Below are 24,530 nucleotides of genomic sequence, written 5' to 3'. Positions count from 1 at the left end.
CTCCGATAGGCGGTGACGGAAAGGGAAACAGCGTCGGGTACCGGGTACAACAGCGCCGGGGCAGACAACTCCGCCCCGGCGCAATTCAATCTATCGCGGGGCGGTTAGGAATTGCCACCCATGACATCTTCGTTGGCAACGGCTTCCTGGGTGCCTTCCAGTTCCGGATCGGACACCAGGCCGTATTCGGCCAGCGGGCCGTCTTCGCCCGCAACTTCGTCAGCGACGAAGAACTCGGCGTATTCTTTCAGACCGGGAATCACGCCGATGTGGGCTTTCTTCACGTAGAAGAACAGCGGGCGGGACACCGGGTATTCGCCGGTTGCGATCGACTCGGTCGAGGGAACGATACCGGACATGGTTGCGACCTGCAGCTTGTCGGTGTTGTTCTCATAGAACGCCAGGCCAAAGACGCCGATGCCGTCTTTGTTGCTTTCGATGCGGGCCAGGGTCTCGGTGTAGTCGCCGTCGATATCGACCGACTTGCCGTCGGTGCGCAGAGCGATACAGGCTTTCTCAGCCGCTTTGTGCTTGGCCTTGTCGGTATCGCCTTCGGCCTGCGCCAGCAGGTGCTCAAACGCGCCGGTGGCTTCACAGCCGGCCAGGATCACTTTGTCTTCAAACACTTCGCGGGTGCCGTGCTTGGTGCCCGGAACAAAGGCCTGAATGTCGACGGCCGGGAAGCTGGCGTTCACGTCGGCCCAGGTCTGGTTCGGGTTGTCGACCAGCTGGCCGTCGACCAGGATTTTGTCGGACAGCGCCAGGAACCAGTCGGTCGGGGTGTACTCATAGCCGTTCGCGTTGATGTCGGAGGCAAAGACGATGCCGTCATAGCCGATGCGGACTTCGATGATGTCGGTCACGCCGTTTTCGGCGCAGGCCTTGAGTTCCTTGTCCTTGATCTTGCGCGAGGCGTTCGCCACGTCGATGGTGTTCTCGCCGACGCCTTCGCAGAACCGCTTGAGGCCTGCCGAGGAGCCGCCGGATTCCACAACCGGGGTCGGGAAGTCGAAGTTCTCGCCAAAGGCTTCCGCCACGATCGAGGCATAGGGCAGAACGGTGGACGAACCGGCAACCTGAACCTGGTCACGCGCAGCGGCTGCGGTGGCAGATACGGCGGAAATCGCCAGAGCGGATGCGGTCAGTTTCACAAAGGACATCTCTTGTCTCCTTGAGTTTCTATGTTCGATCACCCCCACGATGATCTTGGGGCCTCTCGTAAGAGCGTCTGATGAGGCTTTTGTGACGGCAGTGTAACAGCTACATGACAAACCGGGATTTGGCGGCAAAAAATCTGACATAAACGGGAAAGCCGCCGCCGGTTTTTTTCCGGCAGCGGCTTTGGTTCAGAACGGCCAAATTCGGGTTACTTTGGCAAAACTACCGTGAAAACAGACCCTTGCCCCAGTTCGCTTTCGACGCGCAGCCGGCCCCGGTGGCGGTTGATGATGTGTTTTACAATGGCAAGCCCCAGGCCGGTGCCCCCCATCTCGCGCGAGCGGTGGCTGTCGGCACGGTAGAAGCGCTCGGTCAGGCGTGGCAGGTGGACGGGATCGATTCCCGCTCCATTGTCGATCACCTGCACCCGTGCGGCAGGCGCCCGCACAGCCGGGTCGCGCTCGGAAAAGGTCAAAGCCACCCGTACCGTGTCGCCGCCGTATTTCACCGCGTTCTCGACCAGATTGGTGAAAACCTGCTGCAGCTGATCCGGATCGCCGGTGACATGGACGCTGTCTTCCGGCACCTCCAGCGCCATCTCTACGCTCCGGGTTTCAGCAACCGGAGCCAGCGTTTTGAGGGTCGAGGACAGAAGGCCGGTAAGATCGACCTGTTGCTTGGGGCGGACCCGCTCTTCACTTTCGACCCGGTTCAGCGACAACAGGTCTCCGACCAGGCGGTTCATCCGGCTGGCCTCACCCTCCATGATGCCAAGAAAGCGGTCGCGGGCCAAAGCGTCCTCCTTGGCGGGACCGCGGAGTGTTTCGATGAAACCGATCAGCGCAGTCAGCGGCGTGCGCAGCTCGTGGCTGACGTTGGCGACAAAGTCGCGGCGCATCTGGCTTGCCTGCTGGCGTTCGGTGATGTCGTCGAAACAGGCCAGAACCGCGCCGCCGCCGACAGCACCGATCCCCGGCACATAGCGCAGTGTGACCGCAAAGGCCGTGTCCTGGGCGCCGTCGTTGGAAAGATGCTTGGCGGTCTTGGGCACCTTGTCCCGCAAACAGGCCTCGATTGCCGTGGCAACGCTGGGCTGGCGCAGGATTGTGGCAAAGTGGCGGCCCAGGATGCCTTGCCCCAGCAGGGTTGTTCCCTCGGCATTGGCCGCAATGATCCGCTCGGTCTGGTCCACCAGCACCGACGGCAGCGGGATGGCTGCCAGGAACCCGTCTATCTGCTCCGTCGTCATAGGGTCTCCGCTTTCAGTCGTCCGGCCTTCCTAGCGCCGCTGTGTAACCGGCATGTGGCAGGATCCGTTCACGCAGCGTGAAAACCGGGCTGTTTACAGCGGTTTCAGATCAGCCCGGAAGCGGCGCATGTTGTCCTGGTATAAAAGCGCGCTTGCAGTGAGCTTCTGCGCCAGGGCGTCATCCACTTCCCGCACAACCTTGCCAGGGCTGCCCATCACCAGCGAGTTGTCGGGGATTTCCTTGTTCTCGGTGATCAAGGCCCCTGCCCCGATCAGGCAGTTTTTGCCGATCTTTGCACCGTTCAGGATCGTTGCGCCCATACCGACCAGAGAGTTCTCACCGATGGTGCAGCCGTGCAGCATCGCCTTGTGGCCGATGGTGCAGTTCCTGCCGATGGTCAGCGGGTAGCCTGCATCAATGTGCATGATCACGTTTTCCTGCACGTTGGTGCCTTCGCAAATGCGGATTTCCTCATGGTCGGCACGGATGGTGACCCCAAACCAGACCGAGGAGCCCGCCTCCATCACCACATTGCCGATCAGGTTGGCATCAGGGGCGACCCAGGTATCTTCGTGGATCTGCGGCTGGTTCGGCCCAAGCGCGTAAAGGGTCATGACTGTTCCTCAAACTGGGTTTGCAGGGCGCGGACGTGGTCTTGCAGCTTGGGCTGCTGGATCCGCCGCATGCGCTCGGCTTCGACTATGGTTTTCAGCTTGGCTTCGGTCTCATCCAGGTCGTCGTTGACCAGCACATAGTCATAATAGCCCCAGTGGCTGATTTCGTCCCAGCTCTTCATCATCCGCTTGGAGATCACGTCATCGCTGTCCTGAGCCCGGGTCTCCAGGCGGCGGCGCAGTTCGGTGATCGAGGGCGGCAGGATGAAGATCGACAGCGCGTGCTTGCCAAGGTCGGAATTGCGGATCTGGATTTCACCCTGCCAGTCCACGTCGAACAGAACGTCCTGACCGGCTTCGATGGTGTCCTTTACCGGGCCCGCGGGTGATCCGTAGAAGTTGCCGAAGACGTGGGCGTGCTCCAGCATGCCGCCCTCGGCAACCTTGGTTTTGAACTCGTCTTCCGACATGAAGTAGTACTCGCGGCCGTGCTCCTCACCCGGGCGCGGGGCGCGGGTGGTGGCCGAGACGGAGAACGCAAGGCCCGGGTCCCAGGCCATCAGGCGGCGCGCCAGGGTGGATTTGCCGGCGCCCGAAGGCGACGAGAGGATGATCAAAAGGCCGCGGCGGTCCGCCATCTGGGCACTCCTTTTCTTATTCTATGTTCTGCACCTGCTCGCGCATCTGGTCGATCACGGTTTTCAGCTCAAGCCCTACCGCCGTCAAGCCGCTATGCTGCGCTTTGGAACAAAGCGTGTTGGCCTCGCGGTTGAACTCCTGCATCAGGAAGTCAAGCTTGCGCCCGACCGCGCCGCCCTTGCCCAGCAGATCGCGTGCAGCGGCAACATGAGCGCCCAGGCGATCGAGCTCCTCTGTGACATCTGCCTTCACCGCGATCAGCGCCAGTTCCTGCGCCACCCGGTCCGGATCGGCGCCATCGGCGTTGTCCATGACGCGGGCCAGGTTCGTTTTCAGTGTCTCAGCCATTTTCGCCTTGCGCTCATCCGCACGCTCTCCGGCCTGTAGGGTCAGCGCAGCCACCTGCTCCAGCTGACCGTTAAGGATTTGGGCAAGTGCAGCGCCTTCGGCTTCGCGCATGTTAACGAACTCTGCCACAAGCGTTTCCAGTTCCTTGCTCAATTCCTTGACCAAAGGCGCGGGATCGTCATCGCCGGCTGATTGCTCCAGCACGCCTTTAAAGGACAGAAGTTCGGCTGCAGAGGCAGGCCGAACGTCAACCCGGTTCTGGCTGGCAACCGACTGCGCCTCCGCCAACGCCATGACCACAGATTGCAGCACAGCGGCATTCACCTGGACCTGGCCAGCACTGTCTTCGGTGCGGAAAATGCGCAGAGTCAACGAGACATTGCCTCGTGCCAGAGCCTTGGCCAGGACAGAACGCGTATGATTTTCAAGACCTTCCAGCCAGTCGGGCACCCGCAGGCGGATATCCAGCCCCTTGGCATTGACCGAACGGAGCTCCCAACTCCAGCTGTGCTGATCTGAACTGCCCTGCGCTGAGGCAAAGGCGGTCATGCTGCGGATGGTCATAGGATATGCCCTCTTTTCGCTGGTGATTAAACTGCTCTACTGTCTCAAAAGTATAGGGCGCAAGCGCAATCGCTTCTTCCGGCCTACCCGCGCGTTAACCATTGCTTAAAGAAGTAGTCCAAATTTGAATTATATTGTGTCATCTTAACTCCAGGGTAACCAAAACGGCCCTAAGTCTTAAGACAGCAGCGAGCTGGCAGGAAAGACCGGGCCCAGGGTTTTTAGGGGATAATGAGATGATGTTTGGCAGCCGCAGTGGGAATGGCATGTCCTCAGGACAGGAAAATGTAGTTTCGATGAACAGCTTCCGTAATGGCGGGTCGCTGTCGCCGCTGCGCCAGGCCGAAGCCTATTGGACGGCACTGCGCCGGGGCGATGATGTGCCGAACCGCGCGCAGATCGATCCGCGCGGCCTGGAGAACATCCTGAGCCAAACCTTCATCCTGGAACGGATCGCACCGGGCATTGCCCGCTTCCGCCTGGCCGGCTCGATGCTGAACGAAATGGCCGGCATGGAAGTGCGCGGCATGCCAATCACCGCGTTTTTCACCGCTGAGGCCCGCAAGCAGCTGAGCTCGGCGATGGAGCATATGTTCGACACACCAGCGATCATTGAAATGGAATTGCAGATCGAAGGCCCGCGCATGCGCAAACCGCGCGAGGCCCGCATGCTGCTGCTGCCGCTGCGCAGCGACCTGGGCGATATCAGCAGGGTTCTGGGGGTGCTGGTAGCGTTCGGCGATGAGGACGCAAAAGCGACATCGCAGCGGTTCTCGATCTCCTCGATCGAAATGCGTGCGGTTGCCAAGGCCTCGGGATCGGCTGAATTCAAGGCCAAGCCGCGTGCCTCCAAAGAAGAGCCCAACGATGTGAACCAGCCCAATCCGGGCTTTGCCGAGACACAGGCACGGTTCAAGAACGACCGCTCGATCATGGATGAAGCCCGGGCCTTGCTGGAGCGCACCAGGACCAGCAAGCCGGCCGCAAAGGATGAAACAGCGGAGGCAGGCAAGCGCAAGGGCGCACCGCACCTGCGCCTGGTGGTCAGCCGCGATTGACAATTGGCGGCAGTTCAGCTGCCGTACTCGTTTCCTCATTCAAGTTCAAGGTCATAGCACTTGAATGTACTGCGCCCCGAGGGAGAACCCCGGGGCGCATTTTTGTCTTCAGCGCTGGTTAAGCTAAGAAAGGGATGAGACCCTTCTCCCTGGAGGCGTCAGCCTGCCTGACGGGTGCTTTGTGCTGCGCGCAGGTCCGACAGCTCTTCAGCAACCAGAAAGGCCAGCTCCAGCGACTGGCTGGCGTTCAGGCGCGGATCGCAGGCGGTGTGGTAGCGGTCGCTCAGATCCTCTTCTGTCACTGCGCGAACGCCGCCGGTGCATTCTGTCACGTCCTGGCCGGTCATTTCGAAATGAACGCCGCCGGGGATGGTGCCCTCAGCCTTGTGGACGCCGAAGAAATCGCGCACCTCGCGCAGAACGCTGTCAAAGGGCCGGGTCTTGTAGCCGGTGGAAGACTTGATGGTGTTGCCATGCATCGGATCGCAGACCCAGGTGACGTTGGCGCCTTCTTCCTTCACGGCTTTGACCAGGCGCGGCAGGTGCTCGCCCGCCTTGCCTGCACCGAAGCGGGCGATCAGGGTCAGCTTGCCCTCTTCATTCTCCGGGTTCAGGCGCGACATCAGCACCTTGAGATCCTCTGCAGTGGTGGTCGGGCCGCATTTCAGGCCGATCGGGTTCAGAACGCCGCGGCAGAACTCCACATGGGCGCCGTCTGGCTGGCGGGTGCGGTCGCCGATCCAGATCATGTGGCCGGAACCGGCCAGCCATTTGCCGGAGGTCGAGTCAAGGCGGGTCAGCGCCTCTTCGTACTCCAGCAGCAGACCTTCGTGGCTGGTGTAAAAGTCCACGGTCGAGAATTCATGAGTGGTGTCTGCGGTGATGCCCGCAGCTGCCATGAAGTCGATGGAATCCTGGATCCGGCTGGCGATCTCACTGTACTTCTGAACTTCCTGTTCATCGGTGAAACCCAGGGTCCAGGAATGCACCCGGCTCATGTCGGCGAAGCCGCCGGTCGAGAAGGCGCGCAGCAGGTTCACAGTTGCCGCGGCCTGGGTATAGGCCTGCAGCATCTTCTGCGGGTTGGGAATGCGGGCCTCGGGTGTGAAGGCCAGCTCGTTGATGATGTCGCCACGGTAGCTGGGCAATTCGACCCCATCAACGGTTTCCGTCGGCGCGCTGCGCGGTTTGGCAAACTGGCCGGCCATGCGGCCCACTTTCACCACTGGAACCTTGGCGCCATAGGTCAGCACCATCGCCATCTGCAGCATCACTTTGAAGGTGTCGCGGATACCGTCGGCGCTGAACTGGTCAAAGCTTTCCGCACAGTCGCCGCCCTGCAGCAGAAAGGCCTCGCCGCGGCCAGCTGCACCCAGGTGCTGTTTCAGCGTCCGGGCTTCGCCGGCAAAGACCAGCGGCGGAAAGTTGGAAAGCTGAGCCTCGACAGCGTTCAGGGCTGCCGCATCCGTATAGTCCGGCATCTGAACCCGCGGCTTGCTGCGCCAGTCCGATTTTTGCCATTCGCTCATGACTTTATCTCCGCATAAGAGGTCTTTAAGATATAACGGGTGCTCTATACAAAATCCGCACCGGAGAGACCAGTTTAGAATTGAGCCCACTTGACCCGGGCTGCAAGCTGTGAGCACGGTTTCCCGACCTGCCGCGGCGCACGTCCCGCGGCCCGACCTGTTTCTTGAAGGACGCCCGCCATGCAGACGCCACGCAAGCCTGCTGATTCTGGAATTGAAGCCGGCCAGCCCAAACGGTTTGTCTTTGTGCTTCTTGAGAAGTTTACGATGCTGTCTTACGCATCAGCTGTTGAATGCCTGCGGATCGCCAACCGGATGAACGGCGACGACAGCTATACTTGGACGCTGATCGGTGAAGGCGGCGACACCATGACCTGCTCGGCAGGTACAACTTTTCAGCTGGATGATGACCTGATCGAACTGCACAGAGACGATGTGGTGATGGTCTGTTCCGGTATTGATGTGCAGGAAGCTACGACTAAGAAATTGCTGGCATGGCTGCGCCGTGAGGCCCGCAAGGGTCTGACCATGGGCGGGCTGTGCACAGCGTCTTATGCGCTGGCCAAGGCGGGGCTTTTGGACGGCAAACGGGCGACCATCCACTGGGAGAATGCCGACAGTTTCGCCGAGGAGTTCGATGAGGTTGACCTGACCAAGTCGGTTTTCGTGATCGACGGCAACCGGGTCTCCACTGCCGGCGGCACGTCGTCCATTGACCTGATGCTCAAGCTGATTGCCAACGACCATGGCGAAGAGCTGGCAAATGCGGTGGCCGACCAGCTGATCTATTCCTCAATCCGCACCGACCAGGACACCCAGCGGCTGTCGATCCCGACCCGCATCGGTGTACGGCATCCGAAACTGTCGATGGTGATCCAGATGATGGAAGCCAATATCGAGGAGCCGATCAGCCCCTCGGTGCTGGCGCAGGACGTGGGCATGTCCACCCGGCAGCTAGAGCGCCTGTTCCGCCGCTATCTGAACCGCTCGCCGAAACGCTACTACATGGAGCTGCGGCTGCAAAAAGCGCGCAACCTCCTGATGCAGACCGACATGAGCGTGATCAACGTGGCCCTGGCCTGCGGCTTTGCTTCGCCGTCGCATTTTTCCAAATGCTACCGGGCGCATTACGACACCACCCCCTACCGCGAACGCGGCAGCAAGGCGGCGACATATAAAGCCTGAAAAGTGAGGTTTCGGGAAGTTTCTAAAGCTTCCCGAAGATCACGTCGGAATTGGTGTTGAGGTCGAATTTCAGCACCACGATCCCGTCGCCGTAGTCGTGGATGAAAGCGTAGTAATAGCAATAACTCAGAGTGGCGTCGTTCCAGTAGATCCGGACCTCTTTGCTGAAGCCGTTCAACAGTTTCTGCTGCGCCGCCACACCACCGCTAGTAAAGTCCCGCGGGTAGATCATCTGCATCCGCCCATGTGCGCTGTGCAGCTGTTCAGGCGTGTATTCGTCGCGCCCGCCCAGCCGGGTGATCAGTTGCTTGAAATCGCGGGTCTTGATCACTGTGTCCACAAAGCGCTCATAGCTGTCATAAGACTTGAAGACGCTGTCCTGCCCCCAAGCCAGCCCCGGCAGGGCGGCGAGGAAGAGAGCTGCTATCAGGTTTTTCATGGCGGGGTCCCTATGCTGTTACATTATTGGCCTTTTCTGACAATGTAGCTCCGCTCATCTGGATATCCTGAAAATCGCCCCCTCGCTTTCGGAGGCGAACCAGATGCTGCCGTCCGGTGCTTCCTGGACGTCGCGGATACGGCCGGTTTCATCGCTGCGCAGCTGCTCTGCCTCGCGCAGAGGGCCGCCGGACAGGCGCGAGATATAGTCGAATTTCAGTGATCCCACGAAGATATCCCCACGCCACTGCGGCCACATCCTTCCGGAATAGATCATCATGCCAGAGGGGGCGATGGAGGGGTCCCAGTACCACTCCGGCTGTTCCATCCCCGGTTTCGCAGTGCCTTCGCCGATCTTCAGGCCGGAGTAATGGCGCCCGTATGAGATCACCGGCCAGCCGTAGTTGGCACCTTTGCGCACCCGGTTCACCTCATCGCCGCCCTTGGCGCCATGTTCCGCTACCCAGAGATTTCCCTGCAAGTCCAGAGACATCCCTTGCGGATTGCGGTGGCCGTAGGACCAGATTTCCGGCTGCGCCCCGGCCTGGCCGGCAAACGGGTTGCCAGCCGGCACCGTACCGTTCCGATTGATCCGGACCACCGATCCCTGATGCCGCTGCAAGTCCTGAGCGCTGGGCCGGTCGCCGCGCTCACCCAATGAAACAAACAGGGTGCCATCCCGTGCTTCGACAACGCGGGCCCCGAAATGCCGCCCGCCGCGCGCTCCCGGCGCTGCTTCGAACAGCAGTTTGACATGTGTCAGCTGCCTGTTGTCCCGGCTCAGCCGCCCGGAGGCCAGCGCGGTGCCTGCGCCGCGCCCCTGGCGTTTGGCAAAGGTCAGGAAGATTTCGCGGCTTTGGGAAAAATCCCGCGGCACCATAACGTCCAGCAAGCCGCCCTGCCCCTCCGCTGCCACCGCAGGCACGCCTGCGATGCGCTGTTTGCGCCCTTCCCGGACGTAGAACAGCTGCCCGTCGCGCTCCGTGACAAGCACGCCGCCATCCGGCAGGAAATCAAGCGCCCAAGGCACGTCAAAGCCCTCTGCCATGCGGCTGATGGTGAGCTCTCCAAGACTGCTGGAAAGATTTTCTGCCCAGGCCGCAGAGGAAAGCGTCAAAAACGTTACGGCAGCCGTCAGGAGAAGGGATTTTCGCAGCATCAGGGCCTTTTCCTTTCTCTGATTCCCCTGTAGAGGCACGCCCGCGCTGCATCCGGGGATCCTATGGAGATGCAGCTTCAACCAAACGGCCCGAGGAAATAGTTCCGGTTCGATAAGTCTTTTCTTTTTCAACCGCCTTGCCTAGGGTCCGATGTGAACATTTTTGTTCCAACAATGGGAGTTTTCAAATGAAGAAACTGCTGATGGCCACCGCGGCCGCTGCGCTGACGGCTGGCACCGCATTTGCCGGCGGCCACGCCAAGGAAGTGAAACTGGGCGTGCTGTTCGGCTTCACCGGCCCGATTGAATCGCTGGCCCCCGCCATGGGCGACGGCGCCGAACTGGCAATGGCCGAAGTCACCAAGTCGGGCAAGCTGCTGGACAGCGCCACCGTGACTCCGGTCCGCGCCGACACCGGCTGCATCGACAACGGCCTGGCCGTGGCAAACGGCGAAAAGCTGATTGCTGAAGGCGCCAACGGCATTATCGGCGGCGACTGCTCGGGCGTGACCGGCGCCATCCTGCAGAACGTGGCGATCCCGAACGGCATGGTGATGATCTCGCCGTCGGCGACCTCGCCCGGCCTCAGCACCATGGAAGACAACGGCCTGTTCTTCCGCACCTCGCCGTCGGACGCGCGTGAAGGCCAGGTGATGGCCGAGATCCTGAAAGAGCGCGGCATCAATTCGATCGCCCTGACCTACACCAACAACGACTACGGCAAAGGCCTGGCGGACGCGATCAAGACCTCGTTCGAAGGCGTTGGCGGCGAAGTCACCATCGTGACCGCACATGAAGACGGCAAGGGCGACTATTCGGCTGAAGTCGGCGCACTGGCCTCTGCCGGCGGCGACATCCTGGTGGTTGCAGGCTACCTGGACCAGGGCGGCCTGGGCATCATCCAGGGCGCACTGGACTCCGGTGCATTTGACACCTTCGGCCTTCCCGGCGGCATGATCGGCGACACCCTGCCGGCAAACGTTGGCCCGGACCTGGATGGCTCCTTCGGCCAGATTGCGGGCTCGGACTCCAAAGGCGCCGAAATCTTTGCCGAAATGGCAAAGGAAGCGGGCTTTGACGGCACCTCGGCTTACGCGCCGGAATCTTATGACGCAGCAGCGCTGTTCATGCTGGCCATGCAGGCGTCCAACTCCACCAACCCGGCGGATTACGTCAGCAAGATCCTGGACGTGGCAAACGCGCCGGGCGAGCCGATCAACCCGGGCGAACTGGGCAAGGCACTGGAAATCCTCGCCGCTGGCGGTGAGATCGACTATCAGGGCGCGACCGGCGTCGAGCTGATCGGCCCGGGTGAGAGCGCTGGCTCCTACCGTGAGATCGAAGTGAAGGGCGGCAAGAACGAAACCCTGCGCTTCCGCTGATAACCATCAGAAAAGCAACGAAAAAGAGCAGCCCGGGCTGTTCCAAGTTTAAAAACGCCGCAAAATCGCGGCAGGGGATGAAATGACATGATCGTCGTCGAGGACTTGCATAAGCACTTCGGCGGGTTCCACGCGGTGGACGGCGCTTCGCTGGAAATCGCTAAGGGCTCCATAACCGGTTTGATCGGCCCGAACGGTGCCGGCAAAACCACTTTGTTCAATGTAATCGCGGGTGTTCTGCCGCCGACCTCCGGCCGTGTCACCATGGATGGCGAGGATATCACCGGCCTGCCCCCGCATGAGCTGTTCCACAAAGGGCTCTTGCGCACCTTCCAGATCGCGCATGAGTTCTCCTCGATGACCTGCCGGGAAAACCTGATGATGGTGCCGGGCAACCAGTCGGGTGAGACCCTGTGGAACACCTGGTTCGGCCGCAAGCGGATCGCCGACGAGGAACGCGCGCTGCGCGCCAAGGCGGATGAGGTGCTGGAGTTCCTCACCATCAGCCACATCGCGGATCTGAAAGCGGGACAGGTGTCAGGCGGCCAGAAAAAGCTGCTGGAACTCGGCCGCACCATGATGGTGGACGCCAAGATCGTCTTCCTGGATGAGGTCGGTGCCGGCGTGAACCGCACCCTGCTCTACACCATCGCCGATGCCATCAAGCGCCTCAATGAAGAGCGTGGCTATACCTTTGTTGTCATCGAGCACGACATGGAATTCATCGGCCGCCTCTGCGACCCGGTGATCTGCATGGCCGAGGGCAAGAAGCTGGCCGAAGGCACGCTGGACGAGATCAAGGCGAACGAGCACGTGATCGAAGCCTATCTGGGCACTGGTCTCAAGAACAAAGACAAGCTGGCCGAGGCGTAATGCCTCTGCGCCGCGTTGCCCCCCTGCGAAGGGGAACGGAGCATATGAATGTCTGAACCATTTTTGATTGGCGACTGCATGACAGGCGGATACGGCAAGGGGCCGGATATCCTGCATGACTGCACCATCGCCGTGAACCCCGGCGAAATCGCCGTAATCGTAGGCCCGAACGGGGCCGGTAAATCCACCGCCATGAAGGCAACCTTCGGGATGCTGAATGTCCGGTCCGGATCTGTGCGCCTGGGCGGTGAGGATATCACCGCGCTGTCACCGCAGGACCGGGTGATCAAGGGCATGGGGTTTGTGCCCCAGACCCACAACATCTTCACCTCGATGACGGTGGAGGAAAATCTGGAGATGGGCGCCTTTATCCGCACCGATGACATCCGGGACACGATGGAGCAGGTCTATCACCTGTTCCCGATCCTGAAGGAAAAGCGCAACCAGCCGGCCGGTGAACTGTCCGGCGGCCAGCGCCAGCAGGTGGCGGTGGGCCGCGCACTGATGACCAAGCCGAAGGTGCTGATGCTGGACGAGCCCACCGCAGGTGTCTCCCCCATCGTGATGGATGAGCTGTTCGACCGCATCATCGAGGTCGCCCGCACCGGGCTGCCGATCCTGATGGTGGAACAGAACGCCAAGCAAGCGCTTGAGATCGCAGACAAAGGCTATGTTCTGGTGCAGGGGCGCAATGCCTATACCGGCACCGGCAAGGAACTGCTGGCCGATCCCGAAGTACGCAAGTCGTTCTTGGGGGGGTGAGATGTCAATTGCAACATTTTACGCCGCGGGCATGACTATGAGTGCACTGCTCTCGTCTGGGACTTTAACTTCGGCATCAGAAACGCCAGCAATCTTGTCTTCCTATCAGTGCGAAATGCAGCCGGAATGCGAAACCAGAGTAGAGTGTCTGACCAATGACCGTTCGGAATGCGTTGAGATCGAGACATGCAACGGTAGTCCGTTTTCATTGAAAATCGACGTGACCGATGCACGGTCCGAAGACGGTGGTCAATTCGTTCTGCTTTACTCAAGTGATTTACCCGACCGCGCTCCTGTTAAGGGTCAAATAACCTCCAAGGAGAAAGGGCTACGTCTATTGGTCGCTCCGCTTCCAAGGCCTGATGTCTCTTTGTGGTTTGCAACGTGGTTTGAAGAGAACTCAATAATGCTCATGGAAAGGCGTTCTGGTGGCGGTGCTCCATACACTGGGTCTTGCGAGGTGAAAGAATAATGGATCTTCTCAACGCCCTCGTGGCGCTTACCAATTTTGTTGTCATTCCGGGGCTGGCCTATGGCAGCCAGCTGGCGCTCGGCGCGCTGGGGGTGACGCTGATCTACGGGATCCTGCGGTTCTCGAACTTTGCCCATGGCGACACCATGGCCTTTGGCGCGATGGTGACAATCCTGTTCACTTGGGCTTTCCAGTCGATGGGCATCAGCTTTGGCGTGCTGCCGACGGCCCTGCTCGCCCTGCCCTTTGGCATTGCCGGCACCATCCTGCTGGCGCTGCTGACCGACCGTACCGTCTACCGCTTTTACCGCGAGCAGAAGGCGAAGCCTGTGATCTTCGTGATGGTCTCGCTCGGGGTGATGTTCATGATGAACGGCCTTGTGCGCTTCATCATCGGCCCCGGCGACCAGCGCTTTGCCGATGGCGAACGCTTCATCATCAAGGCCCGCACCTTCAAGCAGATGACCGGCTTGAACGAGGGCCTGGCGATCAAAACCACCCAAGGCATCACCGTGATCACCGCGATCATCGTGGTGGCAGTGCTGTTCTGGTTCCTGAACAAGACCCGTACCGGCAAATCCATGCGGGCCTATTCGGATAACGAGGATCTGGCGCTGCTGTCCGGCATCAACCCGGAGCGCGTGGTGATGTACACTTGGATGATCGTGGCAGCGCTGGCGACCATTGCCGGCGTGCTTTACGGCCTCGACAAGTCGTTCAAACCTTTCACCTATTTCCAGCTGCTGCTGCCGATTTTTGCCTCCGCCATCGTCGGCGGCCTCGGCAACCCGCTGGGGGCGATTGCCGGCGGCTTCATCATCGCCTTCTCCGAGGTGACAATCACCTATGCCTGGAAAAAGGTTCTGAACTACTCGCTGCCGGACAGCCTGGCGCCTGACGGGCTGGTTCAGCTCCTCAGCACCGACTACAAGTTCGCGGTCTCCTTCGCGATCCTGATTGTTGTCCTACTGTTCAAGCCCACCGGCCTCTTCAAAGGGAAAGCGGTATGACCGATACTATGAAACATACCCTTCTTTTCGTCTTTGTCGGCGTGCTGATCCTGGCGGAAGGCGCGACGGACTTCCTGTTCTTCTCCGGCTCCTGGAACTCGGCGCTGGTGATCCTGAACATGGGTTTGATCTCGGCCATCATGGCGATCGGGGTGAACATCCAATGGGGCTTTGCCGGGCTGTTCAATGTCGGCATCATGGGCTTTACCGCGCTGGGCGGGCTGGCGGTGGTGCTAACTTCAACCCCGGTGATCCCCGAGGCCTGGTCCTCTGGCGGCGTCAGCATCGTGATGGCGCTGGTGATGGGCGCCCTGACCGTTGTGTCCGGTGTGATGATCACCAAGTTCATGGCGCCGGGCAAGGCACGCATGCTGGTTCTGGCCGCTGTCATGATCGTTGGGTTCTTTGTCTACCGTGCGATCTTTGATCCGGCAGTGGGCTCGGTTGAGGCCATCAATCCGGCGCTGCAGGGCAATATCGGCGGCCTGGGCCTGCCAGTGCTGCTGGCCTGGCCTGCGGGCGGTCTGCTGGCGGCAGGCGCTGCCTGGCTGATCGGCAAGACCGCTCTGGGCCTGCGTTCGGATTATCTGGCGATTGCCACGCTGGGCATTGCCGAGATCATCCTGGCGGTGCTCAAGAACGAGGACTGGCTGTCGCGCGGCGTGAAGAACGTGGTCGGCCTGCCGCGGCCACTGCCCTATGAGGTGGATCTGCAAAACGACCCCGCCTTTGTGGAAAGCGCCGCAGGGTTCGGGATGGACCCGGTTCTGGCGTCGACCATCTACGTCAAGGCGGGTTATGCGCTGCTGTTCACTGCTGTTCTGCTGGCCTTCCTGTGGATGGCGCAGATGGCACTGAAAAGCCCTTGGGGCCGGATGATGCGCGCGATCCGCGATAATGAAACCGCGGCTGAGGCGATGGGCAAGGACGTAACCCGCCGCCATCTGCAGATCTTTGTGCTGGGGTCCGCCATCTGCGGCATTGCCGGTGCGATGATGACCACGCTCGACAGCCAGCTGACGCCGGGCACCTACAACCCGCTGCGCTTCACCTTCCTCATTTGGGTGATGGTGATCGTCGGCGGTTCCGGCAACAACTTCGGCGCAGTCCTGGGCGGCATGCTGATCTGGTTCTTCTGGATCAAGGTCGAGCCGATGGGCATCCTGCTGATGGAGCTGGTGACTTCCGGCATGGCCGAGGGCAGCGAACTCAAGGCACATCTGCTGGCAAGCGCTTCGCATATGCGGCTGTTCACCATGGGACTGATATTGCTGTTGGTCCTAAGGTTCAGCCCCCGCGGCCTGATCCCCGAAAAGTAACAAAAAAACGCCGCCCCGGTCCTCCGCGGGCGGCGTTTTCTTTCCCGGCTTGCCCCCAGGCCAAGCCCAAAACTGGTTCAGCGCCCCTTGAAGAAACTGCCAAGTATGCCCCGGACAATGCGGCGGCCGGTGGTGCCCTTCAGCTCCTTGATGACCGCTTGCGACATCGCCGAGGCGAACGTGTCCCGCTTGCGGTAAGCCTTGGAGGAGGACCGGCTGACACGCGCACCCGAGTAGCGCCGTGCTGCGTTAAACTCCCGTGCCATCGGCTGCGGCGCGTCTTCCGCGGCGGCTTCGGAGACTTCCGCCTCTTGAGCAGCCGCCTGCGACCTCTGGCTAAGGATTTCATATGCCGAGCGGCGGTCCAAGGCCTCAGTGTACTTGTCAGCCAGATCAGAGGTCTTTAGCAAAGCTGCCCGTTCCGCCGCTGTGATCGGCCCCAACTGTGAACTGGGCGGGCGGATCAGCGTGCGCTCAACCACACCCGGGACGCCCTTCTTTTGCAGCATTGAGGTCACCGCTTCCCCGACGCCAACTTCACGGATCGCATCTTCCGTCGGGAACCGCGGGTTTTCGCGGTAGGTTTCCGCGGCCAGTTTCAGGTTTTTGCGGTCCTTGGCAGTAAAGGCCCGCAGCGCATGCTGCACGCGGTTGCCGAGCTGGCCCAGAATGTCTTCGGGAACGTCGGCAGGATTCTGGGTAATGAAGTAGATGCCGACACCTTTGGACCGGATCAGCCGCGCAACTTGTTCCACCTTGTCAATCAGGGCTTTGGGAGCATCATCAAACAGCAAATGCGCCTCGTCGAAAAAGAACACAAGCCGGGGTTTATCCGGGTCTCCGACCTCAGGCAGCTCCTCGAATAATTCGCTGAGCAACCACAGGAGGAAAGTTGAGTAAAGACCCGGCGCGGCCATCAGCTTGTCAGCCGCCAGGACATTGATCATGCCGCGGCCGGTCGCGTCGCACCGCATCAGATCCGCCAGTTCCAGTGCCGGCTCGCCAAACAGGCCGGCGCCGCCCTGGTTTTCCAGCACCAGCAGGCGGCGCTGGATCGCGCCGATGGACGCTGGAGAGACATTTCCATAGCGCAGGGACAGTTTCCCGCGGTTCTCCCCGATCCAGACCAGCAGCGCCTGCAGATCCTTCAAATCCAGCAAGGGCAAAGCTTCTTCATCTGCTAGCCGGAAGGCAATGTTCAGGATGCCCTCCTGTGCCTCGCTCAGCTCCAGCAAGCGCGAGAGCAGCAAAGGTCCCATTTCGGCAACCGTGGTGCGGACGGGATGGCCCTGCTCCCCATACAGATCCCAGAACGTGACCGGGAAGGCCTGATAGCCGTAGTCTGCAAATCCGATCTTTTCTGCACGGGCAGTGAACGCGCCGTGCAGCTTGTGGCTGGCAGAACCGGATCTGGCCAGTCCGGAGAGATCTCCCTTAACGTCCGCCAGAATGACCGGCACGCCTGCGTTTGAAAATCCTTCGGCCAGGATTTGCAATGTGACCGTCTTACCCGTTCCCGTCGCACCGGCAATCAGCCCGTGCCGGTTGGCGTACTTGAGTTTCAGCCCCTGGGGCTCGCCATACCCTTCGCCGCCGCCGCCAAGAAAAATACTGTCCGTCATGCCTTGCCCCCGCCTGTTTTTACCTGTGGATAACAATACAACGTTAACTTTTGAGTGCGATAGTCAAACATGCCCGCCACAGCAAATGCGGTTGCCGCGGCGGACATTTCCTCCCTGTCAGACTGGCCGTGCCTTGTGCACGGCCTTCTTTTTTGCAGCAGCCCCCCAAGACGCACGCAGCCGGAGCGCCGGCGGGCATTTCCTTCAAATCCGAGCCGAATTGATTTTTTTTGAACTTGCATGTTGACCGAAGGCCAGCCCTTTCGTAACGTCCTACGCAATAACTAAGTCGGCCAGTCCGACGGGGAGACGCAAACACGAAAAAGGGGGCCATCGGGTTCCCTTTTTTGTTGTTGGCGCTGCAGTTACCGGATTTGAAGAGATGTGCGCGGATTTCCCCGCCGATCATTTGTTATTGACCTGACACTGCCTGGGCAGCGTGTTACATGCGATGGCAGCGTCTTTAGAAACACGAGGCATTCATGTTGAAATCCCTGACACCGATTACGCTTGCCGCATTGCTTGCGGTGACCGCGCCGCTGGCTGCGCAGGAAACCGCTGAAGAAGCGGATACCGGCGGGACGGAAACAACCGGGCAGGCAGAGCAGACAGGATCGACTGCAGACCAGCTTTTGGACCTGGGTGAACCTGTCAATGACGGCCCTCAGCTGGGCGAGCGCTATTCCAAGGAAAAGCACGGTGACTGGGAACTCGCCTGCATCAAGACTGAAAATGAAACCGACCCCTGCTCGCTGCTGCAGGTTCTGGCGGGTCCCCAAGGCAATCCGATTGCCGAAGTTTCAATGTTCCGGATCGAGCAGCAAGGCGGGCAGGCAGTTGCTGGCGCAACCGTGATCGTGCCGCTGGAGACCCTGCTGCCGGCCGCGCTGACCATCTCCGTCGACGGCGCTCCGGCCAAGCGGTACAACTATTCCTTCTGCAACCAGCTGGGCTGTGTGGCGCAAATCGGCCTGACCCAGGGCGATATCGATGCCTTCAAGAAGGGCAACGAGGCAGTGCTGTCGCTGCGCCCCGCCCCGGCACCGGAACAGGTTGTGCAAATGAAGTTGTCGCTGAACGGTTTCACCGCGGGCTATGACGTGGTGGATGTAGTCCAGCAGTAAGCTGAACCATCAGCCTGAATAAGAGACGCCGCGGCCCTTGGGACCGCGGCGTTTTCTGTTGCAGGATTAGATTTTCCGCAAGGCCAGAACGGCATTCAGACCGCCAAAGGCAAACGCGTTTGACAGCACGACATTAACCTTGGCCGCACGCGCTTCGTTCGGCACCACATCCAGCGCGCATTCAGGATCGGCTTCTTCATAACCGATGGTCGGGGCAATCACCCCGTCGCGCAGCGCCATGATGCAGGCCAGAAGCTCCACCGCGCCAGTTCCGCCAATCAGGTGGCCGTGCATGGATTTGGTCGACGAGATCATCAGCTTGTCAGCCTGCGGGCCGAAAACATCAGCGACAGCAGCGCATTCCGTTTTATCGTTGGCAGCAGTTCCGGTACCATGGGCGTTGATATAGCCCACCTCGGACGCGTCAATGCGGGCATCCTGCAAAGCCCCCGAAATGGCCCGTGCAGCGCCCTGCTTACTGGGCATCACGATATCCGCCGCATCAGATGACATGGCAAAGCCGATGACTTCACAGAGAATTTCTGCACCGCGCGCCTTGGCGTGCTCATATTCTTCAAACACAAAGATGCCGGCGCCTTCGCCCTGCACCATACCGTTGCGGTTGGCGCTGAAGGGACGGCAGGCGTCTTTGGACATAACCCGCAGGCCTTCCCAAGCCTTGACGCCGCCGAAACACAGCATGGACTCCGAGCCGCCGGTGATCATCACCGGGCTCATCCCCGAACGCACCATCTGAAATGCCTGCGACATCGCGTGGTTGGACGATGCACAAGCCGTTGATACTGTGAAACTCGGGCCTTTGAGGTTGAACTGCATCGACACATGGCCAGCCGCTGCATTGTTCATCAGCTTGGGTACGACAAAGGGGTGCACCCGGTTTTTACCGTCTTCATAGACGCTGCGGTAATTCTCATCCAGCGTCTGCATGCCGCCGCCGGAATTGCCCAGCACCACACCCGCCTTGGCCGACAGTTCACCGTGGAATTCCAGCCCGGACTGCTCAATCGCCTCCTTGGCTGCAGTCAGCGTAAACTGCGTGAAGCGATCATAAAGGCTCATCTGCTGGCGGTTGAAACGGCCTTCGGCCTCAAACCCGCGGACCTGGCCGCCTATCCTGATCGCCAGCCGGTCCACATCGCGGAAATCCAGCTCGCCGATGCCACAGCGGCCCTCGCGCATGGCCTCCAATGTGGCGGGCACAGAATGGCCCAGGGCATTAATGGTCCCTGCCCCGGTGATAACGACTCGTTTCATGGGTGCTTACGCTTTTTCCGAAACCAGCTTGTCGATGCCGGAAATGATCGCAGCAACATTGGAGATGTCGAAGTCGCTCTGCTCGGGCTCATTGGCGTTGAAGGGAATCGAGATGTCGAACTCCTCTTCGATGGCAAAGATGCTTTCCACCAGACCAAGGCTGTCGATGCCCAGATCTTCCAATGTGCTGTCGAGGGTCACATCCGATGGCTCCAGAACCGCCTGTTCGGCAATGATTGCGATGACCTTGTCCTGCGTGCTCATAGTAGGGACCCCCGATCTTTAGGCTGAGGCAGATGTAGTAATTACGCCGCTACTTGAAAACAGCCTTTTTTAACAATTCGATGTCACGCATCAATCGCGGCAGGCGGCGCTGTGCCTTGTACATCTCGGTGTGGGTTTCCATCTTGACGCCCGGATAGCCCATGATCACGCGTCCCGCCGGCACATTGGACAGGATTTTGGTTCCGCCTCCGGCAATGACGCCATCGCCAATGAAAATATTGTCGACCACACCGCACTGGCCGCCCAGAACCACATTGTTGCCGATATCGACCGAGCCGGAGACACCGGTCTGTCCGCACAGCAGGCAATCGTCGCCGACCTTGGTGTTGTGGCCAACATGCACGAGGTTGTCGAGCTTGGTGCCATTGCCGATTACCGTGTTGCGGATCGTGCCGTTGTCGATGGTGCAATTGGAGCCAAGCTCGACATCATCACCGATGGTTACTGCGCCCAGAGAGTGGATTCGCACCCAGGACTGCGCCTTGGCTTCACCTTGGTCGCCCATGGTCTTGCGGGCGTTTTCGGCACCGGAGACCTCAGGGGTCACATAGGAGAATCCATCTCCGCCCACCCGGGCACCTGGCTGGGCTCGGAAACGGTCGCCAATGCTGGCCCTGGCTCCAATCGAAACCATTTCACGCAATTGCGCATCCTCGCCAATCACCGCATCCGCACCAATGTAGCAATGCGGGCCGATGACCGAACGCGCGCCGATCTTTGCACCTGCTGAGATGACAGCCAGCGGCCCAACGGAGACGCCCTCTCCCAATTCTGCGGAGGCATCGACAACGGCAGAGGGATGGATACCAGCGGCAAATCCCTGGCCGGGGTCCAAAATGGCCGTGACGCCGGACATTGTCATCCGCGGGCGCGGCGTGAAAATAGCGGCTTTCAGGCCGAAAGACTGCCAGTCAGCGCCTTCCCAAAGGATTGCCGCCTGCGCCTGGCCCGCCTGCAAACCCTCGGCATATTTGGGCGCCATTGCCATGGCGATCTGGCTGGCACCAGCATCCTGCGGCTCGGCCGCGCCTGCGATCTGCAGGTCCAGGTCGCCCTGGGCTTCTGCACCCAGGGACTCGGCGATCTGGCGGATAGTGAACATGGCAGGCCCTTTCAGAATTATCCTGTATGGGCCTGATATTTACCCCTGAACGCTGGGCAGCACCACCCCTGCCCGCTCCAGCGCGGCCCAGACCTTGGCGTCGCGGCCATAGACATCGCGGCGGAACTCCGCGCGGCCTTTTCCGGAGACAACTGCAGTCCGGTAAATGATATGCACTGGCACTTTGGTCTCAAGCTCGACCTTGGTTTCCTTGCCGGAATTCAGGATGCGGTGAAAGAAATCCTTGGGGTTTTCGGTCTGCTTGGCCAGCAGCGCATAGGCGAATTCGAACGGCTGGGCCAGGCGGATGCAGCCATGCGAGAATGCACGGACTTCCCGGGCAAAAAGGCTCTTCTGCGGGGTGTCATGCAGGTAGATGTTGTACTTGTTCGGGAACATGAACTTGACCAGCCCCAGTGCGTTGCGGCTGCTCGGCGGCTGGCGCATGGAATAGGGGAAGTTCCGCGCGGTGTACTGGGTGAAATCCGCGGTGCTGCGGTCGACAACACGGCCGCGGCGGTCGGTGATCTGAATGTGGCCGACGGCGCCGGGATTGTTCTGCAGCTGCGGCAGGTATTCCTTAGTGATGATCGAGCGCGGCACATACCAGCTCGGATTGATCACCATATGCTCCATTTCGTCGGAGAATTCCGGGCTGCGGCGGTCATGGGTGTTCTTGCCGATCACCGAGCGGGTTTCAAAGGTAACGTCGCCATTATCGACAATCTTGGCGGTAAAGTCGGTCTGGTTGACCAGGACATGACGCTCGCCCCGGTCCGGCGTCAGCCAGCGCTCCCGCTCCATGGCGATGATGATCGATTTCAACCGTTCGGAGACGGGCTTGTTGACTTCGGAAATGGTGCCTGCTCCGGCCACGCCGTCAGTTTCCAAACCATGGTCGGACTGGAAGCTTTGCACGGCCTTTTCGAGGGCGGCATCATAGCTGCGCGCGGCGCTGCGCGGAAGGTAGCCCATCGTCATCAAACGGTTGCGCAAGGCGATGACAGCAGGCCCCTGGTCGCCTGGCTCCAGCTTCTTGGCCTTGACCACAGGCCCCCAGCCGCCAGCGGCCAGGATCTGTTCCAGCCGAAGCTTTTCGCGCAGCAGGCCCCGGTATTGCGGCGAAGCAGGCACCAGGCTGCGCATGTAGGCAAAAGGCTGACCGTCACGGATACCGTTCAAGAAGCTGGCACCGTCCACAGTATGTTTCTTGCGCACCATGCCATCGTCGATCCGCGACGGAACCAGCAGGCCGGTTTGCAAATCGGTGGCGTAGTCCACCAAGGCCTGGCTCAGCGCCGCCTCGACGTTGCCGATATCCCGGGTCGTTCGGGCATCGCGCATCTGCTGCATCAACGCGCTGACCTGGGCTGAGCGGTCCGGCAGCCCGTGCGCGCTGGTTTCCCCAAGTGCCGCCAGCAGAGCACTGCGGCGCTGGCGCGAGGCCTCATCCGTTCCGGTCCAGATCGCCTGATACCCGTTTTCACGGTAAAAGCGGGCAACTGCATCGCTGGAAGATGCTGCCTCTGCCACAGCCTGGCGGAAAGCCGCCGACACTTCAGCCTGCGCCGGGCTGTATGCTGCCCCTGCCATCAAGCCGCCCAATGCCAGGGCAAACAGCCCGGCTTTGAACCCCGGCAAAATCTTTCCAGCGGAAGCGCGCATCATAATCTCCGGTCCTCGAGCCGCATTTAGTCAATTCTGGCAGTGCCTATCTGAAATTCTGGTAAATGCCAGCCTTCGTTGTCCATTCACAATCGCGAAATGTTAACATTGATGCACCAGCGCCGCGTCTATGAGACTCACCTGCAACAGTCGCGGGGAAAAGTTGGATCAGCCTCCCCTTTTGCGCAAGAAATTGCCGAAATCCGTCCTATCCATACTGCCGCGGCAAAGAATTGTTGGAACACGATTCAGGGTGTGCCATACAAGCCGCACGTTAACTAAGAAGTTAGCGGGCCTGTAACATCGGGCAACTAGGCAGGACGAAATAAAGCGTACGGGACGGCGCAGTGAAAATGGCAGAAACCGCGGGCACGGGGATCTCCCGGCGTTCTCTTTTGGGTGTATTTGCTGCAACCGCAGTGGCAGCGGCACCGACCTTCTCCAATGCAGCAGGTTTCTTGCGCGGCGGCGGCGACATCCGGCGCATCCGCATGTACTCGGGCCGCACCGGCGAGCGTTTGGATATGGTCTATTGGATCGACGGCCAGTACATCAAAGACGCTGTCCGGGAAGTAAACCACTTCATGCGGGACTGGCGCACTGATCAGGTCAAAGACATGGACCTGCGCACCATTGATATCATGGCGGCCTCCCACAACCTGCTGGACGTGAACGAACCCTACATGCTGCTGTCCGGCTACCGCAGCCCCCAGACCAACGCAATGCTGCGCAACCGCTCGCGCGGGGTGGCGAAGAACTCCCTCCATATGCGCGGCCAGGCCGCCGATCTGCGGCTGTCGTCCCGTTCGGTTTCGCAGATGGCCAAGGCCGCAGAGGCCTGCCGTGCCGGTGGTGTCGGCAAATACTACCGCTCCAACTTTGTGCATATGGATTGCGGCGTTGTCCGTAGCTGGCGCGGCTAAGCCAGAGACATTTTGCAAGAATGCAAGCCTGCAGGTTCCGCTGCAGGCTTTTGCATTTTAAGGCAGAGACTTCCGGGCGGATGGTTCCGGCCCATGTCATGAATTTGGAAACAGGCGGTTTTTCCCGTTGCAGAGGTAGCAAAGCGCGGGTATACCCCGGCTAACGACGCACCCATAGCTCAGCTGGATAGAGCGCTGCCCTCCGAAGGCAGAGGTCTGAGGTTCGAATCCTCATGGGTGCGCCATAAAAATCAATCACTTAGCGAACGACCATTCTGACAGATTTCTGTTACGCGCAACTGATACAAGTGCTCCTCAAACACAATGGCCTGCAAATCCATGGGCACCGGTTCGATTCCGGGGCACGCCGGCACCTAAAACCAAACACATGCCCCATTCCAAAAACTATTGAGCAAACGGCTCTCCACACGCTTCTCAACTTTCTATGTTCACCCCCTATTCGTTCTGGGTTATTGGGCAACGAAAACCCCAATCTGGAGCGAGCTTTAAGCAGGAACGCCATTAAAGTTGAAAGGCTACCCGACGGCCAAGTGAGTATTCGCAAGGGGTCATGGTTCGACGTTTTCCAGGAAGAACGCCGCGAGCCTTGGGCGGTCTGGTACGAGAACATGCACGCGGAGTACGGCTATGTCGGCTATCTCGATATGGCTAGAGCACTGCGCGAACTGGCACCTCTGCAATGAGCGGTTGGCCCTGGACTGTTCCCGAGGATCCCCGCGGAGCTTTCTCACTCTTTTTATGGGGGTGCGTAGC

At 60.1% G+C, this 24,530-nt stretch carries 22 protein-coding genes and 1 tRNA gene; 10 read left to right on the top strand and 13 right to left on the bottom strand.

What is annotated here, in order from left to right; genetic code table 11:
• Positions 1-104: 104 nt before the first annotated feature.
• The 5 genes from RA20_RS00815 to RA20_RS00795 all read right to left on the bottom strand — a co-directional run bounded on the left by RA20_RS00815 (position 105) and on the right by RA20_RS00795 (position 4,573).
• Positions 105-1,160 carry a substrate-binding domain-containing protein gene (locus tag RA20_RS00815; protein ID WP_039123702.1) on the bottom strand — a complete coding sequence of 352 codons (1,056 nt, stop codon included), beginning with the start codon at positions 1,158-1,160 and terminating at the stop codon, positions 105-107.
• Between the two features lie 206 nt (positions 1,161-1,366).
• On the bottom strand, positions 1,367-2,407 hold the full coding sequence (locus RA20_RS00810; RefSeq protein WP_039123701.1) for a sensor histidine kinase: 1,041 nt from the start codon (positions 2,405-2,407) through the stop codon (positions 1,367-1,369).
• A gap of 93 nt (positions 2,408-2,500) precedes the next feature.
• A complete protein-coding gene (locus tag RA20_RS00805; RefSeq protein WP_039123700.1) occupies positions 2,501-3,022 on the bottom strand; it encodes a gamma carbonic anhydrase family protein in 522 nt (173 codons plus the stop codon).
• Complete coding sequence (gene gmk / locus RA20_RS00800; protein ID WP_039123699.1) at positions 3,019-3,660, bottom strand: guanylate kinase; 642 nt, start codon at positions 3,658-3,660, stop codon at positions 3,019-3,021. The genes RA20_RS00805 and gmk overlap by 4 nt, the downstream gene beginning before the upstream one ends.
• A 16-nt stretch (positions 3,661-3,676) precedes the next feature.
• Entirely contained in the window at positions 3,677-4,573 is an 897-nt protein-coding gene (locus tag RA20_RS00795) for a YicC/YloC family endoribonuclease (protein WP_039123698.1), read from the bottom strand.
• A 236-nt stretch (positions 4,574-4,809) separates the two neighbouring features.
• Between RA20_RS00795 and RA20_RS00790 the strand changes: the two genes are divergently transcribed.
• Positions 4,810-5,631: a PAS domain-containing protein gene (locus RA20_RS00790; RefSeq protein ID WP_039123697.1), complete on the top strand. Its 822-nt coding sequence runs from the start codon at positions 4,810-4,812 to the stop codon at positions 5,629-5,631.
• A gap of 158 nt (positions 5,632-5,789) precedes the next feature.
• Here the strand turns inward: RA20_RS00790 and RA20_RS00785 are convergent, their stop codons facing one another.
• Positions 5,790-7,160 carry a class II 3-deoxy-7-phosphoheptulonate synthase gene (locus RA20_RS00785; protein WP_039123696.1) on the bottom strand — a complete coding sequence of 457 codons (1,371 nt, stop codon included), beginning with the start codon at positions 7,158-7,160 and terminating at the stop codon, positions 5,790-5,792.
• Positions 7,161-7,340: 180 nt separating this feature from the next.
• Between RA20_RS00785 and RA20_RS00780 the strand changes: the two genes are divergently transcribed.
• The gene (locus RA20_RS00780; protein WP_039123695.1) at positions 7,341-8,345 is read left to right on the top strand and encodes a GlxA family transcriptional regulator; all 1,005 of its coding nucleotides are present in this window, start codon (positions 7,341-7,343) and stop codon (positions 8,343-8,345) included.
• A gap of 22 nt (positions 8,346-8,367) precedes the next feature.
• On the opposite strand, the gene RA20_RS00775 is transcribed toward RA20_RS00780, so the two are convergent.
• Together RA20_RS00775 and RA20_RS00770 are read right to left on the bottom strand one after the other, a co-directional pair.
• Complete coding sequence (locus RA20_RS00775; RefSeq protein ID WP_039123694.1) at positions 8,368-8,784, bottom strand: hypothetical protein; 417 nt, start codon at positions 8,782-8,784, stop codon at positions 8,368-8,370.
• A gap of 54 nt (positions 8,785-8,838) precedes the next feature.
• The gene (locus RA20_RS00770) at positions 8,839-9,942 is read right to left on the bottom strand and encodes a PQQ-dependent sugar dehydrogenase (protein WP_039123693.1); all 1,104 of its coding nucleotides are present in this window, start codon (positions 9,940-9,942) and stop codon (positions 8,839-8,841) included.
• Between the two features lie 188 nt (positions 9,943-10,130).
• On the opposite strand from RA20_RS00770, the gene RA20_RS00765 reads away from it, so the two are divergent.
• The 5 genes from RA20_RS00765 (at position 10,131) to RA20_RS00745 (ending at position 15,760) form a co-directional block, all read left to right on the top strand.
• On the top strand, positions 10,131-11,324 hold the full coding sequence (locus RA20_RS00765; protein ID WP_039123692.1) for an ABC transporter substrate-binding protein: 1,194 nt from the start codon (positions 10,131-10,133) through the stop codon (positions 11,322-11,324).
• Between the two features lie 87 nt (positions 11,325-11,411).
• Positions 11,412-12,197, top strand: coding sequence for an ABC transporter ATP-binding protein (locus RA20_RS00760; RefSeq protein WP_039123691.1), 786 nt, complete (start codon positions 11,412-11,414; stop codon positions 12,195-12,197).
• A 48-nt stretch (positions 12,198-12,245) separates the two neighbouring features.
• A complete protein-coding gene (locus tag RA20_RS00755; protein ID WP_039123690.1) occupies positions 12,246-12,959 on the top strand; it encodes an ABC transporter ATP-binding protein in 714 nt (237 codons plus the stop codon).
• A gap of 471 nt (positions 12,960-13,430) precedes the next feature.
• On the top strand, positions 13,431-14,441 hold the full coding sequence (locus RA20_RS00750) for a branched-chain amino acid ABC transporter permease (protein ID WP_039123689.1): 1,011 nt from the start codon (positions 13,431-13,433) through the stop codon (positions 14,439-14,441).
• The gene (locus RA20_RS00745; protein WP_039123688.1) at positions 14,438-15,760 is read left to right on the top strand and encodes a branched-chain amino acid ABC transporter permease; all 1,323 of its coding nucleotides are present in this window, start codon (positions 14,438-14,440) and stop codon (positions 15,758-15,760) included. Before RA20_RS00750 ends, RA20_RS00745 begins: the two co-directional genes overlap by 4 nt.
• A gap of 77 nt (positions 15,761-15,837) precedes the next feature.
• Here RA20_RS00745 and RA20_RS00740 read toward each other — a convergent pair whose 3' ends face one another.
• The gene (locus tag RA20_RS00740) at positions 15,838-17,382 is read right to left on the bottom strand and encodes a helicase HerA-like domain-containing protein (protein ID WP_039123687.1); all 1,545 of its coding nucleotides are present in this window, start codon (positions 17,380-17,382) and stop codon (positions 15,838-15,840) included.
• Between the two features lie 482 nt (positions 17,383-17,864).
• Between RA20_RS00740 and RA20_RS00735 the strand changes: the two genes are divergently transcribed.
• Complete coding sequence (locus RA20_RS00735; protein ID WP_039123686.1) at positions 17,865-18,506, top strand: invasion associated locus B family protein; 642 nt, start codon at positions 17,865-17,867, stop codon at positions 18,504-18,506.
• A 66-nt stretch (positions 18,507-18,572) separates the two neighbouring features.
• On the opposite strand, the gene RA20_RS00730 is transcribed toward RA20_RS00735, so the two are convergent.
• From RA20_RS00730 to RA20_RS00715, 4 genes are read right to left on the bottom strand one after another with little or no spacing between them, the layout of a single operon-like run.
• A complete protein-coding gene (locus RA20_RS00730; protein WP_039123685.1) occupies positions 18,573-19,781 on the bottom strand; it encodes a beta-ketoacyl-[acyl-carrier-protein] synthase family protein in 1,209 nt (402 codons plus the stop codon).
• Between the two features lie 6 nt (positions 19,782-19,787).
• Positions 19,788-20,045: an acyl carrier protein gene (locus RA20_RS00725; RefSeq protein WP_039123684.1), complete on the bottom strand. Its 258-nt coding sequence runs from the start codon at positions 20,043-20,045 to the stop codon at positions 19,788-19,790.
• Positions 20,046-20,094: 49 nt separating this feature from the next.
• Complete coding sequence (gene lpxD, locus RA20_RS00720; RefSeq protein WP_039123683.1) at positions 20,095-21,168, bottom strand: UDP-3-O-(3-hydroxymyristoyl)glucosamine N-acyltransferase; 1,074 nt, start codon at positions 21,166-21,168, stop codon at positions 20,095-20,097.
• Positions 21,169-21,207: 39 nt separating this feature from the next.
• A complete protein-coding gene (locus tag RA20_RS00715; RefSeq protein ID WP_039123682.1) occupies positions 21,208-22,836 on the bottom strand; it encodes a L,D-transpeptidase family protein in 1,629 nt (542 codons plus the stop codon).
• Positions 22,837-23,186: 350 nt separating this feature from the next.
• Between RA20_RS00715 and RA20_RS00710 the strand changes: the two genes are divergently transcribed.
• Both RA20_RS00710 and RA20_RS00705 read left to right on the top strand, forming a co-directional pair.
• Positions 23,187-23,756 carry a YcbK family protein gene (locus RA20_RS00710; protein WP_039123681.1) on the top strand — a complete coding sequence of 190 codons (570 nt, stop codon included), beginning with the start codon at positions 23,187-23,189 and terminating at the stop codon, positions 23,754-23,756.
• Positions 23,757-23,924: 168 nt separating this feature from the next.
• Positions 23,925-24,001 (top strand) — tRNA-Arg (locus RA20_RS00705).
• Positions 24,002-24,530 lie beyond the last annotated feature (529 nt).

Origin of the sequence: Leisingera sp. ANG-Vp (assembly GCF_000813725.1) — a bacterium.
Lineage (GTDB): Bacteria > Pseudomonadota > Alphaproteobacteria > Rhodobacterales > Rhodobacteraceae > Leisingera.
This window is presented reverse-complemented; position numbering and strand designations above follow the sequence as displayed.